The 13,739-nt window shown below is 53.4% G+C and carries 13 protein-coding genes; 8 read left to right on the plus strand and 5 right to left on the minus strand.

Annotated features, from left to right (window positions below; genetic code table 11):
* Nucleotides 1-116: 116 nt before the first annotated feature.
* On the minus strand, nt 117-1,529 hold the full coding sequence (locus PXG97_RS12105) for a T9SS type A sorting domain-containing protein (RefSeq protein ID WP_276498010.1): 1,413 nt from the start codon (nt 1,527-1,529) through the stop codon (nt 117-119).
* Between the two features lie 186 nt (nt 1,530-1,715).
* On the opposite strand from PXG97_RS12105, the gene PXG97_RS12110 reads away from it, so the two are divergent.
* From PXG97_RS12110 to dnaA, 3 genes are all read left to right on the plus strand, one after another.
* The gene (locus PXG97_RS12110; protein ID WP_276498011.1) at nt 1,716-2,471 is read left to right on the plus strand and encodes a 5'-nucleotidase C-terminal domain-containing protein; all 756 of its coding nucleotides are present in this window, start codon (nt 1,716-1,718) and stop codon (nt 2,469-2,471) included.
* 13 nt (nt 2,472-2,484) lie between these two features.
* Nucleotides 2,485-3,417: a bifunctional metallophosphatase/5'-nucleotidase gene (locus PXG97_RS12115; RefSeq protein ID WP_276498012.1), complete on the plus strand. Its 933-nt coding sequence runs from the start codon at nt 2,485-2,487 to the stop codon at nt 3,415-3,417.
* Between the two features lie 107 nt (nt 3,418-3,524).
* On the plus strand, nt 3,525-4,949 hold the full coding sequence (dnaA, locus tag PXG97_RS12120; protein ID WP_276498268.1) for a chromosomal replication initiator protein DnaA: 1,425 nt from the start codon (nt 3,525-3,527) through the stop codon (nt 4,947-4,949).
* A gap of 79 nt (nt 4,950-5,028) precedes the next feature.
* On the opposite strand, the gene PXG97_RS12125 is transcribed toward dnaA, so the two are convergent.
* Complete coding sequence (locus tag PXG97_RS12125; protein ID WP_276498013.1) at nt 5,029-5,457, minus strand: hypothetical protein; 429 nt, start codon at nt 5,455-5,457, stop codon at nt 5,029-5,031.
* A 141-nt stretch (nt 5,458-5,598) separates the two neighbouring features.
* Nucleotides 5,599-6,033: an OsmC family peroxiredoxin gene (locus tag PXG97_RS12130; protein WP_276498014.1), complete on the minus strand. Its 435-nt coding sequence runs from the start codon at nt 6,031-6,033 to the stop codon at nt 5,599-5,601.
* Between the two features lie 165 nt (nt 6,034-6,198).
* Between PXG97_RS12130 and PXG97_RS12135 the strand changes: the two genes are divergently transcribed.
* The 5 genes from PXG97_RS12135 (at nt 6,199) to PXG97_RS12155 (ending at nt 12,545) form a co-directional block, all read left to right on the plus strand.
* On the plus strand, nt 6,199-7,704 hold the full coding sequence (locus PXG97_RS12135) for a GH3 auxin-responsive promoter family protein (RefSeq protein ID WP_276498015.1): 1,506 nt from the start codon (nt 6,199-6,201) through the stop codon (nt 7,702-7,704).
* Between the two features lie 587 nt (nt 7,705-8,291).
* Complete coding sequence (locus tag PXG97_RS12140) at nt 8,292-9,443, plus strand: 1-deoxy-D-xylulose-5-phosphate reductoisomerase (protein ID WP_276498016.1); 1,152 nt, start codon at nt 8,292-8,294, stop codon at nt 9,441-9,443.
* A gap of 54 nt (nt 9,444-9,497) precedes the next feature.
* Nucleotides 9,498-10,811, plus strand: coding sequence for an RIP metalloprotease RseP (gene rseP, locus PXG97_RS12145; RefSeq protein ID WP_276498017.1), 1,314 nt, complete (start codon nt 9,498-9,500; stop codon nt 10,809-10,811).
* Between the two features lie 13 nt (nt 10,812-10,824).
* A complete protein-coding gene (locus PXG97_RS12150) occupies nt 10,825-11,985 on the plus strand; it encodes a LysM peptidoglycan-binding domain-containing protein (protein ID WP_276498018.1) in 1,161 nt (386 codons plus the stop codon).
* Between the two features lie 59 nt (nt 11,986-12,044).
* Nucleotides 12,045-12,545, plus strand: a complete 501-nt coding sequence (locus PXG97_RS12155; protein WP_276498019.1) for a DUF6702 family protein — start codon at nt 12,045-12,047, stop codon at nt 12,543-12,545.
* 48 nt (nt 12,546-12,593) lie between these two features.
* On the opposite strand, the gene PXG97_RS12160 is transcribed toward PXG97_RS12155, so the two are convergent.
* On the minus strand, nt 12,594-13,352 hold the full coding sequence (locus tag PXG97_RS12160; protein WP_276498020.1) for a DUF4184 family protein: 759 nt from the start codon (nt 13,350-13,352) through the stop codon (nt 12,594-12,596).
* Between the two features lie 64 nt (nt 13,353-13,416).
* Entirely contained in the window at nt 13,417-13,665 is a 249-nt protein-coding gene (locus tag PXG97_RS12165) for a hypothetical protein (RefSeq protein WP_276498021.1), read from the minus strand.
* Nucleotides 13,666-13,739 lie beyond the last annotated feature (74 nt).

Consider the following 13,739-nt stretch of genomic DNA (forward strand, 5'->3'; position numbering starts at 1 on the left):
CTTTTGCAGAAGCAGCAAGGGCAGCTGTTATAGCTGCCCTTGAAGAAAATCTTTGATTTGGTGTTGGGGTACAGCAGATCGCCGGCTGCACCAGGTCAGTGCTTGAGCTTCTGGCACTACCGCACCACCACTTTTCCGCTGCCCACAGGCTTCTGGTGGCTATAGATCGTGTAAAAGTATAAGCCTCTGGAAAGCGAGGCCGGCCTGCTGAACTGGTTCTTTCCTGGCTGTAGCCGTAACGCGCCTGCCCTTTTGCCGTTCGCGTCGAAGAGGTGCACGAACATGCCTGGCATATCCGGGGCCTCAATCACAAACTTATCGGCAATAGGGTTTGGGTACAGTATAAAACCGGCTTTTTTCAGTTCGTCTTCTGAGGCGGTGGGCTGCTGCTCGCCAACGTATAGGTAGACGAAATCCCAATCATCCTCTAGGTAATAACCCCAGTTGGGCTGCGGCCAAAGATCTGGGTTTTGATAATCCGTGCCACGGCCCCGTACCCCGATCAGGTATGGGGAAGCGCGTTCCATGGCGGGGGTGGGGGTAAAGGCGAGCGTCAGCGCGAATCCGTTTACTGTATCCCGCACAGTGAGGGTTGCCTCCGTAAGGTTTAGTGTATCTATCTCGCTAAAGTATCTGGCAAACAGGGGCTGTTCTGTCTCCGCACTTCTTTGCAGGTAATATTCAAACTTCAGGGGCTGGTTTGGCCAAGTTTGAATGGAACCATCTTCTCTGACTTCTAGTCGATCTTTATTTAACAGTGTCAGTTGCGGCTGCCCTGCCCGGTCACCCACGTGTAGCGTGATGTCTACTACGGTGGAACCCACTACAATACCATTGCGCTGCTCAGTAATATGCACAGAGGTCTCATACCGACCTATTATGGTAGGATTATCCCATCTGAGTTCTCCATATTCGTTAATGGTCAGCCCTTCCGGGTGCTGGTAGTCGGGAACGGCGACTACCCCTCCTGTTGAGGTCGAAGTCTTTGGTGGAACCAGGCTGTAAAACAGCTTATCCCCATCCGCGTCGTACGCCAAAAAGTTTTGCGTCATGGCCTCTCCCACATAAGCCTCAAAAACGGGCATTCCGGCAAGGTTAACAGAGTGTCTATTGCTCATGAGGGCTCTGGCCCTTACTTCCGTATAAATGTAAGTTCTGGTGCTGTCTGATTGCTCCGGGAGGTTTACGATGTGACTGCTGCGACCGGGACCTATCCAGGCAACCGTGTAATCCCCTTCCTGCCCAAAAGTATAACTCCAGTGAAAAGTAGGCGTGTGATAGTTTCTGCTATAATGAACGTAGCTTGCCCAGGGTACTTCAACTATGTTGCCGTCTCCCATGTGCATGTTCACAGTTACGTCATGCGCCTGGGACCAGGCCGAAGTATAAAGCTTGAGTGTGAAGTTGTACTTTAGCGGATTCTGTTCGTCCACAGTGTAGCTAATGTGGCCACTCATTACATGAATAGCCTGCGCAAACATGGGCAGCAGGAGGAATGCTAAGCAGCTGAGTAACAATTTGGTTTTCATAGAATAGGAGTTAAGGAGGTTTAGGAACAAGTTACATAGTAAAAACTTAATTAGTTAATTTTTTATTGTAAAAATCATAAATCATTCCTTAAAGGAATCATCTAAGGCCGACTCTCCGCAGAACCTATACAACTTGGTTGGTGTTGCAGAGGCTGGTACCTTTGGGGCCATATCCTGAACATCCTTATGAAAAGCAATTTCTCCAAAGCGATAGCCGCCCTGGCGCTCTCGCTGAGCATAGCCGGCTGCCAGCGCCCTTGGGTGGCCTCGCCCGTGCTGGCCGAAACCGATGTGCCGGTAGACCAAACCATAGCGCCGGACCCGCAAATGGAGGCGCAGATAGTCCCTTACCGCGAGGAAGTAACTGTTAAAATGTCGGAAGTGGTGGGCACTGCGCCGGTGGCCCTGGGCAAGGGAGAGTATGAGTCGCCGTTGGGTAATTTTGTGGTGGACCTGCAACTGGCGCAGGCCGCTCCGCTTTACGGCAAACCAATAGACCTGTCGCTGACGACGAACGGGGGCCTGCGAGTGCCGCTGCCGGAGGGCGAGATCACCACAGGCCATGTGTTTGAGCTGATGCCATTCGAGAACGAGCTGGTGGTGCTGACGCTGAAAGGGGAGACGGTAAAGCAGCTGTTTGATTACGCCGCCGAAAAAAAGTTCGCTCCCATCGGTAACGCTACTTACACCGTGCAGAACGGCAAAGCCACGGCTATCAAAATCAACGGCCAGCCTTTTGACCCGGCCCGGACTTATACCTTAGTTACCTCCGACTACCTGGCCGGCGGCGGCGACGGCCTGAAGATGTTGAAAGATGCTGTGCAGACCGAGCGGCTGGGCCTGCTGCTCCGCGAAGCTATCCTGCAGCAGATACGGCAGCTAACGGCGGCCGGAAAAGCAGTAACAGCCGAAACAGGCAAACGCGTTACCATCCTCCCTTAATCATACTATAAAAATGAGAAGAAGAGACTTTCTGAAGACCACGGCAGTAGGGGCGGCCGGTATCAGTCTAATGGGCGTGCCGTTCTCGGCGGAAGCCGCGCAACCTATAACCCTCACTATCCTGCACACCAATGACCAGCACTCCCGCATCGACCCGTTCCCAGACGACGGGCGCAAGTATGGCGGCATGGGGGGCATGGCCCGTCGTGCCAGCCTGGTCGAGCAGATCCGTAAAGAGCAGCCCAACGTGCTGCTGTTCGATTGTGGCGACATCTGGCAGGGTACGCCCTACTTTAATTTCTTCGGCGGTGAGCTGGAGTATAAGCTCATGAGCCAGATGAAGTATGATGCAGCCACGCTCGGCAACCACGACTTTGATAACGGCCTGGAGGGGCTGGAGAAGATGCTGCCGTACGCCGAGTTCCCGTTCCTGAGCGCCAACTACGACTTCAGCAAAACTATCCTCAAAAACCAGTTTGCCCCCTACAAAATCTTTGAGAAGCAAGGTATAAAAATAGGCGTGTTTGGCCTGGGCATAGAGCTGGCGGGGCTGGTGAGCCAGAACAACTACAGGGATACGGTATACCTGGACCCCGTGGCCACGGCCCGCGAGATGGTGCAGGAGCTGCAGCAAAACCAGCAGTGTAACCTGGTGGTGTGCCTTTCACACTTGGGTTACAAATATGAGGATGGTAAGATCGATGACGTAACACTGGCCCGGCAGGTAGAAGGCATCGACCTGATCCTGGGCGGCCACACCCATACCTTCCTGGATCATCCGGCGGTGATTCGCCATGCCTCTGGACACGAAACGCTTGTGAATCAGGTAGGCTGGTCAGGTATTTTCCTGGGGCGCCTGGACTTTAGTTTCAGCAAAAAAACAATGCAAAAAACGGACGTGCGAACGGCCCTTTTGCCCGTGGATGGACCTGTAACAACTTCGTGAAAAAATAATTTTTTGTTTACAGATTAATGAGCAAATTTGTAACCCCCTGCCAGTAAAAGGAGCCGTTTGTTACACCAAACATATCTTATGTAGTTTTGGAAAATTGGATGATCAAAGACTGTTCAACTGTGTGGCAAAACTGCCTGCAGGTGATAAAGGAAAACATTGGTGAACAGAGTTTTAAGACTTGGTTCGAGCCAATCAAGCCTGTGTCCCTGCGCGACAGCGTACTGACCATACAAGTGCCCAGCCAGTTCTTTTACGAGTGGCTGGAGGAGCACTATGTGCAGCTTCTGAAGAAGGTCATTTACCAGGAACTTGGCAGCGAGGGGCGCCTGGAGTATTCTATTATTGTGGACAGGGGCAATGAGTCGAGCAAACCGCAGACCGTTAATATCCCTACCAAGAAGATTCCGCAGGCAGTCGTTAACTCCTACAGGCCGGAGCAGAACTTCATCAAGAGCCCGTTCGAGTCCAAGACGATAGACCGCAACTTCCTGAACTCGCAGCTGAATCCGGCTTATACCTTTGAGAATTATATTGAAGGGGACTGTAACCGCCTGGCCCGCTCGGCGGGTTATGCCGTGGCCAACAAGCCGGGCACTACCTCCTTTAACCCGCTCATGATCTATGGTGGCGTGGGCCTTGGCAAAACGCACCTGGTGCAGGCCATCGGCAACAACATCAAGAACAGCAACCCCGAGAAGTTCGTGCTGTACGTGTCGTCAGAGAAATTCGTGAACCAGTTCATCGAGTCCCTGAAGACGAACAACGTGCAGGACTTCGCCAACTTTTACCTGCTGGTGGATATACTGATCATCGACGACGTGCAGTTTTTGAGCGGCAAGGAGAAGACGCAGGAGATGTTCTTCCACATCTTTAACCACCTGCACCAGTCGGGCAAGCAGATCGTGATGACCTCTGACTGCCCGCCACGCGACCTGAAGGGCCTGGAGGAGCGCCTGCTGTCCCGCTTTAAGTGGGGCCTGACGGCCGACCTGCAAAGCCCGGACTTCGAGACGCGCATGGCCATCATCCACAAGAAGATGCAGAGCGACGGCATCGACATTCCGGACAACGTGGTGGAGTACCTGGCTTACAGCGTGGATACCAACGTGCGTGAGCTGGAGGGGGTGCTGATCTCGCTGATCGCGCAGTCGTCGCTGAACCGCAAGGAGATTGACCTGGAGCTTGCCAAGCAGGCCCTGAAGCATATCATTGAGGATGTGGAGACCGAGGTGAACCTCGACTTCATCCAGAAAACCGTGGCCGAGTACTTCCAGGTAAGCCTGGACTCTCTGAAGGCCAAAACACGTAAGAAAGAGATTGTGACGGCGCGCCAGGTGGCCATGTACTTTGCCAAGGAGTTCACCAGCCACTCGCTCAAGTCGATCGGCTACCACTTCGGCGGCCGCGACCACAGTACCGTGATCCACTCGGTGCAGACTGTGTCCGACCTGATCGACACCGACAAGAAATTTAAGGCCAGCATACAGGAGCTCCAGAAGAAGTTTAAGTCCAAAGCCGGCTAAACGTATAGACTAGGTATAAAAAAAGCGGCGGCCATACTTTGCAAAGTATGGCCGCCGCTTTTTTTATACCTGTGCTAACTTACGCGTTGTTGCTTATATTATCAGTCAGCTCAAACTGATGCAGGTCAGCCAGGTCGCGGATTCTGTCCTTAATGCGGTTCAGGTCACGTTTCTTGCGCACCTGCTTCAAGTCCAAGTACACCTGCTCGCCGTCGTTCAGCGTAACGCGCAACGCCAGCGGCGTAATATGCACGGCAGCGATGTCCGGTATCTGAATAATATGCTTGGTACGGAACACCCCAAACTTCTGCACAATGTACTGCGGGGTAACCTCTATGTATGACTGTACCCCGAAAATGGAGGTGTTCTGCAGGATCACGTAAAAAAAGAAAACAACGGCCAGGCCGAAGAAGGCATAGTATAGGTAGTTTTGCTCATACGTGCGCTCTGCAGAGAAAAGAAGCATTGCAGCCCAGGCCAACCAGAACAGCGTAAGAATAAGCTGCACTGTAAAAGAGAGTTTTGCGTTACGCGTAGGGCTTAGCTGCACAATCAACGTCGATCGGGCACTACTACCAGAAACTGCCATTCTAAAATTTTTTCGTGAAACATAGGAGGCCAGGCACGGCCTCACCGCAATATAGTAAATTTATTCTTTAAGCGTGGCCTGCAGGGTTATTTCGGGCACGGCGCCCAAAGCCTTGGAAACTGGGCAGCCTTTCTTTGCATCCTGCGCCAGCTGCTGCAGCTTGTCGTCGTCCAGCCCCTCTGCCTTCACCTCGGTGCTCAGTTCGATTTTAACGATAGCGGGTGCCCCGTCTTTCTCGCCAAGGGTTACCACAGCCTGCGTATGCACATAATCTGGCGTCAGGTTCTCTTTCTCCAGCAGCCCGCTCAGGAACATGGAGAAGCAGCCCGTGTGCGCTGCGCCAATCAGTTCCTCGGGCGAAGTGCCGCTGTTGCTGTCGCCGAAGCGGGAGGCGTACGTATACTTCGACTGGAAAGCCCCGTTGCCGGCTTTCACTTCACCCTCGCCGTTTTTCAGCCCTTTGTTCCAGCGGGCTTCTGCTCTGTGTTTTCTCATAGTTACTGTTTGGTTATAGTTTAAATTGCTTTATCTATAACTAATACTCTATAAGTTGGTTTAGGTTGATAGGTGCAGATTTTAAAGGAAATGCGCTTATGTTGCCTTCAGGTGTGGCATTGCGGCATTATCTGGTTATCTTTACTTTCTACTAAAGCTGAACGTATGGGTGTTAGAGCGTTGTTGAGTAAGCCTTTCGCGGCCTATGTGCACCGGAAAAACCAAAGCTGGATTGAGCAGCCGGCAGAGGCACAACAAGCTATTTTCAAGGAGGTAATAAGCAAGGCGCAGGCCACAAAGTTTGGCCGCGACCATGGCTTCGGAAGTATAAAAACGCACGCAGATTTTGTAAAGGCAGTGCCCGTGCGCGACTATGAAGGACTGGCTTCCTACTTTAACCTGGTAAAGCAGGGCGAAAAAGACGTGCTGTGGCCCGGAAAGCCGCTCTACCTGGCCAAAACCTCCGGCACCACCTCCGGCACCAAGTATATCCCGATCTCTTCTGACTCCATCTCCAACCACATCAACGGCGCCCGCGATGCCCTGTTGGCCTATGTGCACGAAACCGGTAAATCCGCCTTTCTGGACGGCAAGCTAATCTTCCTGTCGGGCAGTCCGGAGTTGGAGGAAGTGGGCGGCATCAAAACCGGCCGCCTGTCAGGCATTGCCAACCACCACGTGCCGGGTTACCTGCGCACCAACCAGCTGCCCAGCTACCGCACCAACTGTATCGAAGATTGGGAAACCAAGCTCGACCAGGTGATAGAGGAGACCATAGACCAGAACATGACACTCATCTCGGGCATACCGCCCTGGGTGCAGATGTATTTTGACAAGCTGATGCGGCAGACCGGTAAAAAGATAAAGGATATCTTCCCGAATTTTGACCTGTTTGTGTACGGTGGCGTGAATTTTGAGCCCTACCGCAAAAAGCTGTTCGAGTCCATTGGCAGGGAGGTGGATTCTATAGAGACTTTCCCGGCGTCGGAGGGGTTCTTTGCGTACCAGAACAGCCAAACTGATCCAGGCTTGTTGCTGCTGCTGAACTCCGGTATTTTCTATGAGTTTATACCTGCCGAGGAGTACTTCAGCGCAAACCCAACCCGCCTGACAATTGACCAGGTGGAGCCGGGGGTAAACTATGCCCTGGTGCTGAGCAGCAACGCTGGCCTGTGGAGCTATTCCATCGGCGACACGGTGAAGTTCGTTTCGGTAAAGCCTTACAAGCTGATCGTGAGCGGCCGCATCAAGCACTATATCTCGGCCTTTGGAGAGCACGTGATAGGCGAGGAGGTAGAGAAGGCCATGAAAATGGCGATGCAGAAGTTTAAGGAGGTCGAGCTGATAGAGTTTACAGTGGCCCCCTTTGTGAGCCAGGACCAGGGAGCTTCGTACCACGAGTGGCTGGTGGAGTTCTCGCAGAAGCCGCACAGCCCCGATGCGTTTGCTGAGGAGCTGGACAAGCAACTACGGCAACTAAACTCCTACTATGACGATCTGATCACGGGCAACATCCTGCAGAAGCTAAAACTTACAGCGCTGCCAAAGGGGGCATTTCAAAGATACATGAAGTCGCAGGGCAAGTTGGGCGGGCAGAATAAAGTGCCGCGTCTGAGCAACGACCGAAAGCTGGCAGACGGCCTGCTGGAGGTGAGCAAGGAAGGGGCGTGATTTAGCATCGGGTCCAACCACCCCTGCCCCTCCTTAGCCAAGGAGGGGAGCTCAGTTCGAGCTCCGTCTGCAGCGGCTACCGAATCTGATCCCAGTCTTTGGGTTTAGCGCCCTGGTGCAGGAGGGAACACAGCGTGATGCCCTTATCGAGGGCCCCCTACCCCCAGGACGAGGCCTCCCAGCCTGAAGGGAGCCAAAACCAGAGGTAAAACGAGTCGCTCGTAAGTCTGGAGGATGAACAGCAGCTAGAAAAGATAGCTTGGTTCCAGTTGCAGGGGGCAGGGGCTAATGGAGGCACAAGCGGACGCTTGCGCCAGTGAAGGGAAAAGCGCAGCTATGATGTATGGCAGAAGCAAGCATGGCTTTTTAAGTCACTCTAATCACAGATTCAAAAGTATAGGAGGACACGGGTTGCAAACTAGCGCCAGCGGAGGAGAGAATGACAAACGCGCATCTGGAAGCCTGCAGCAGCGAAGGCTCCGGACAAAGGTGCCCGGAACAGCAGGACACAGAGCCGCAGGACATAATCAGAGAAGCAAAGGATAAAGTGAGCATCTGCTAAAGGTGCTTCAAGCTAAAAACATACAATGAAGAGAATAGCCATACTTGGCTCCACAGGCTCCATCGGCGTGCAGGCGCTGGATGTGATCCGAGCGAACCCGGAAAGCTTTGAGCTGGAGGTGATCACCGCCCACAGCAATGCCGACCTGCTCGTGCAGCAGGCCTTGGAGTTTAAACCCAACGTTGTCGTCATCGCCCGCGAAGACCTGTACGAGCAAGTGCGTCAGGCGCTGCAGCACGAGGATATCAAAGTATACGCCGGCAGCAAAGCCCTTTGCTCGGTGGCCGAAATGGGCACGGTGGACATGGTGCTTACGGCCATGGTAGGCTATGCCGGCCTGCTGCCAACCATACATGCCATCAAAGCCGGAAAACAGATCGCACTGGCCAATAAGGAGACGCTGGTGGTGGCGGGGCAGCTTATCACCAATCTTGCCAAAGAGTATGGGGTCAACATTTACCCCGTGGACTCAGAGCATAGCGCCATTTTCCAGTGCCTGGCCGGGGAGTTCCATAATCCGATTGAGAAAATCATACTTACCGCCTCCGGTGGGCCGTTTAGGGGAAGAACCGCCGCAGACCTGGCCGAGGTGACCAAGGCGCAGGCCCTCAAGCACCCCAACTGGGACATGGGCGCCAAAATTACCATCGACTCCGCCTCCCTGATGAATAAGGGCCTGGAGGTGATCGAAGCCAAGTGGCTTTTCGGGCTGCGAAACGAACAGATAGAGGTGGTGGTGCACCCGCAGTCGATCATTCACTCGCTGGTGCAGTTCGAGGATGGCTCTATTAAAGCGCAGCTTGGTTTGCCCGACATGAAGCTGCCGATACAGTATGCACTGGGCTACCCGCAGCGCCTCAAGTCCGATTTCCCGCGTTTCAGCTTCCTGGATTACCCGCAGCTGACCTTCGAGCAGCCGGACCTGGAAACTTTCCGCAACCTGCAGCTCGCTTTTGAGGCCATGGAGCGCGGCGGCAACATGCCCTGCATCCTGAATGCGGCCAATGAGGTGGTTGTCAGTGCCTTCCTGCGGGACGAGGTGGGCTTCCTGCAGATGTCCGACATCATCGAAAGCTGTATGGCAAAAGTTACGTATATTGCGAATCCTTCTTACGAGGACTATGTTACTACAGATGAGGAAGCCCGCAGAAAGGCCGCTTCACTGCTAAATAAATAAGACGAAACTTCCTGTTGCCCCGGCAGCACGATAAACAGATAATTTTCTTTTTAGATGGATATATTGATCATGGTGGGCCAGCTCATACTGGGCCTCACAATTTTAGTTGGCTTACACGAGTTGGGGCACATGCTCACGGCCAAGTGGTTCGGAATGCGTGTGGAGAAGTATGCGATTGGCTTTCCGCCAAAGGTTTTCGGCAAAAAGATAGGCGAAACAGAGTATATGCTGGGCCTGATCCCGCTGGGAGGCTTTGTAAAAATCTCAGGCATGGTGGACGAGTCTATGGACACGGAAGCCCTGAAGGAGGAGCCGAAGCCGTGGGAGTTTCGCGCCAAGCCCGCCTGGCAGCGCCTGATTGTGATGATGGGTGGCATTATCGTCAACGTGATCACGGGTATCGTTATCTTCATCGCCCTTACTTATACCTATGGCGAGCAGTACATCCCGGCGAAAGAGGTGAAGTACGGCATAGTGGCCAATGAGCTGGGGCAGGAAATCGGCTTCCAGACCGGCGACAAGGTAGTGGCTGTGAATGGCAAGGAGCTGGAGCGTTTCGAGGATATCCGCTCGATGGATGCCCTGCTGGGCAGCAACTCTTACTACACCGTGGAGCGCAACGGCCAGTTGGTAAACCTGCAAGTGCCGGTAGATTTAATGGATAAGCTGGCTGACAACAAGAACCAGGTGTTCTTTGTGGAGCCGCGCATGCCGTTCCAGGTAGGGCAGGTGGTGAAAGGAAGCGCCGCGGCCAAAGCAGGCCTGCAGGATGGCGACTTTATCACGATGGTAAACGGCGAGAGCGTGAAGTTCTTCCATGAGTTTCAGGCGGCGCTGAAGGCCAACGCGGGCAAGGCCATTACCATGACGGTGGAACGTAATAACAAGCTGGTGAAGCTGAAGGCAGAAGTAAGCGAGGAAGGCACAATCGGTTTTCAGCCGGTGCCGCTGCTACAGACAGCCACCAAACAGTATAGCCTGGCGGAGTCTATCCCTATGGGCACAGACCAGGCCTTCAGCGTTATCACGGCTAACCTGAAAGGATTCGGCAAGATCTTCCGGGGCGAAGTTTCAGCCTCAAAATCCCTGAGTGGCCCGATCGGTATTGCGCAGATCTTCGGCGATACCTTTAACTGGTACAAGTTCTGGAGCATCACAGGTATGCTGTCTATGGTACTGGCCTTTATGAACTTCCTGCCGATCCCGGCGCTGGATGGGGGCCATGTGGTGTTTCTGACCTATGAGATGATCAGCGGCCGCAAGCCATCTGATAACTTTTTGGAAAATGCCCAGAAAGTGGGTATGGTTTTATTGTTAGGCTTAATGGCATTTGCTATCTTTAACGATGTATTTAAGATAATCTTCTAACCAAGATTTTCCCATGAATTCCATCGTGAGAGTAGCACAGGCAAACTTAATCCTTTTTCTATTATTTGCATTTAACCAAGCTAAGGCAGCACCCGCCGCTTGGCCTGAAAATATAAACCTGCACGCTGTCGCGGCGCAAAGCGACAGCGTGTACCAGGTAAAGCAGGGCGATACCTATTACAGCCTTTCGCGCCGCTTCGGCATTCCGCTGGACTCGCTGCAGACCTGGAACAACAATGTCCTGCAGATAGGGCAGACGCTGTACCTGACCAACCCCAGCAAGAAAAAAAGTATCGCCGCCACAAAGACACCTGCCGCTAAACCTGTTGCCAAGCCCGCTCCGGTAGCGAAGGCTGCCCCTGCGCCAGCTCCCAAGCCTGCCGCTAAGCCTGCTCAGAAAGCCACTGTTCAGAAGGCCGCTGAAAGCACCTCGGCTTATCCGGCGCCAGACCCCAAGCCGGCCGCATACAAAACCAAGAGCCGCATTCTGGTCGTGCCTTTCGACCCGCATTTATACTTCTCCGACGCTGATATGGAGATTGCGCGCCAATCCAGGATTCCGCTTCAGAACGTGCGCCACGTGTTCCGTGGCCGCCTAAACGCCATGATGGCGCCAGAGGGTTACGAAACCATACACTTGCTGGGGGGCGTGTACCGCGACAGCGTGAGCGAGCTGAGCCGCCTGTACAAATCGCTGAACTACGCCTACGCCGATAACAAGCAGAGCCGATTTAACCACCAGCCTGTCACCAAGGAAGACAAAGGGGGCATGCTGAACTGGGTGAAGGAGCAGAAGGGGAAATTAGGCATAAAAGGCGAGCCGGCTGTGCTGCCGGTGGCGCAGGACCCAGATAAGCACTTTGGCGTTACGGTGAAGGACCCGAACTTCTTTGGCTACTTTAATAACCAGTACGGCATCGATTACTACGTTTTCATCAACCAGTTCGAGGTGCAGACCATCTACGAGAACTGCCTCGACCGTGCCGCCCAGAATTACCAGCGCGATTTTACCGTGCACTACAGCATCTACGACAGCAAAGGGGAGCTGGTGTCGGGCAACAAGATCAAAGTGCCTTATGAGTCCAACATCAACGATGTGAACCGCATCGTGCGTGACAGCATGCCGAACATGGCCAAGCGTGTGCTCTCTGATCTGCCGACAGCCAGAAAATAAGCCGCCGCAGGAACTGGTATCGTGCTTGCTACCGTTTACCAATTTTAAACCTACCCCTGATGAAGTATAAACTCCTGCTGTTGCTGCTTTTCTGCGCCTTGCTGGCGAAGCCGGCGGCAGCCCACGACTACCACGCCAGCATAGCCGATGTACGCTTTAACCCACGCACCCAGAACCTGGAGGTGGCCGTGAAGGTGTTTATGGACGACCTGGAGAATGCCCTGTCGCAGCGCAACAAGGCCAAAGTGGTATACAGCCATACTTCGGAGCAGGTGAAGAAATACCTGACCGATTACCTGGCAGCCAACCTGGTGCTGGAGGTGGAGAAAGGAAAGCCTCTGCAGCAGAAGTTCCAGGGGTCGGAGGAGGATGCCGACGTGGTGTGGCTATACCTGGAGGTGCCGGTGAAGCGTGAGAGCTTGCCGCAGCTTTACGTGAAGAATGCGGTGCTCACCGAGCTTTTCTCTGATCAGATGAATATCGTGAACATCAACTACAAGGGCAAAACGGAAAGTGTGCTGCTGCAGCGCGGCGATACGCAGAAAAAGGTGGCTTTGTAGGGTAGGCAGTGTGCCAAAGTATAAAAGGCTGAGTTCCTGCAAAGGGGCTCAGCCTTTTTTAGTGGCCGCCTTCTGTTGTATCCAGGTCATGAAGCTGGATAGGAGGAGGGCAAGCAGCCACCCGCTGATAAGGGTCACGATCATATGCCCGGGCTTTCGCTCCAGGTGTCTCCGCACCATTAAGTTGAACAGCAGAAACAGATAACCGGCAGTACTAATCAGCAGCCAAAACCACGGCCATGAGTTCCTTTGGTCTTCTGTCAGGGGCCTTTGAGGCAACCGGTGCACGTACCAAAGTATAGCAGTAGCCCCCACTGCCGTGCTGGCATGCTGCACCACCCGGTACAACGTCATCTTCTGATCAATAATTGGTATAGAAACAGTGTTCAGCAGGCCCGGGAGCAGGTTTACGAAGAACAGCCCCTCGTGCGTGAAGCTATCCCAGAAAATATGGGAAAAAGCGCCTAACACAGCCGACAGCGAAACAGCGAACCAGTTGCTGCGGAGGTACTGGTACCAGTTGGCAGGGTACGTGACAGCCAGCGCCCGCTTTTTTAAGTATGGAGGCAGGTATTCTATGGCCGGGTCGCGGACCACAGCATGGAATAGCAGGCAAAGCGCCAGGGCTACCGGCAAGTTAAAAAGAAACAGCCCCGATAGGGTGTGGCTAATCTCACTCTGGGTCTTGAGGCGGAAGAAATACTCGAAGTCTGGAGCCATGCTGCCTATCACCAGGGCTGTGGCAGAGAGCCAGCGGCGGCGAAGCAGCGGAAGTACAATGGCCGGGTGTGCAGCAGTGAAGGGCATGTTGTTCTACTTAATCACTGCATACTAACGCAAGTTTGGGTAAAGAGGCTAAGCCATTTATACTTTAAAACATCTCAGATAAAAATAACAGGAGGCGAAGTACAGCGATCAGGGATATCAAACCGACAAAGTTGTTGTATATGGCATTCTTGGTTTTTCTGGAGAATCGCCAGTTCCTCCTGCCGTCATAAAATTCGCTGTACTTTCTGCGCCTGCTGCCCGTAAGCTCGCTCTGCAGAAAGTAGTATAGCCAGCGGGTAGAGGCACCTAGATGCTCAAAAAGCAGCGAGCCGGAGGTAATGCTCTCGAACATAGCTTGTCTTTGAAGTATAAGGTATGCAGGATACCTAGGGTTTTGGGCCCATGTATGGCAATCCTCCAGGAGCA

Origin of the sequence: Pontibacter litorisediminis (assembly GCF_029360645.1) — a bacterium.
Classification (GTDB): Bacteria; Bacteroidota; Bacteroidia; order Cytophagales; family Hymenobacteraceae; genus Pontibacter; species Pontibacter litorisediminis.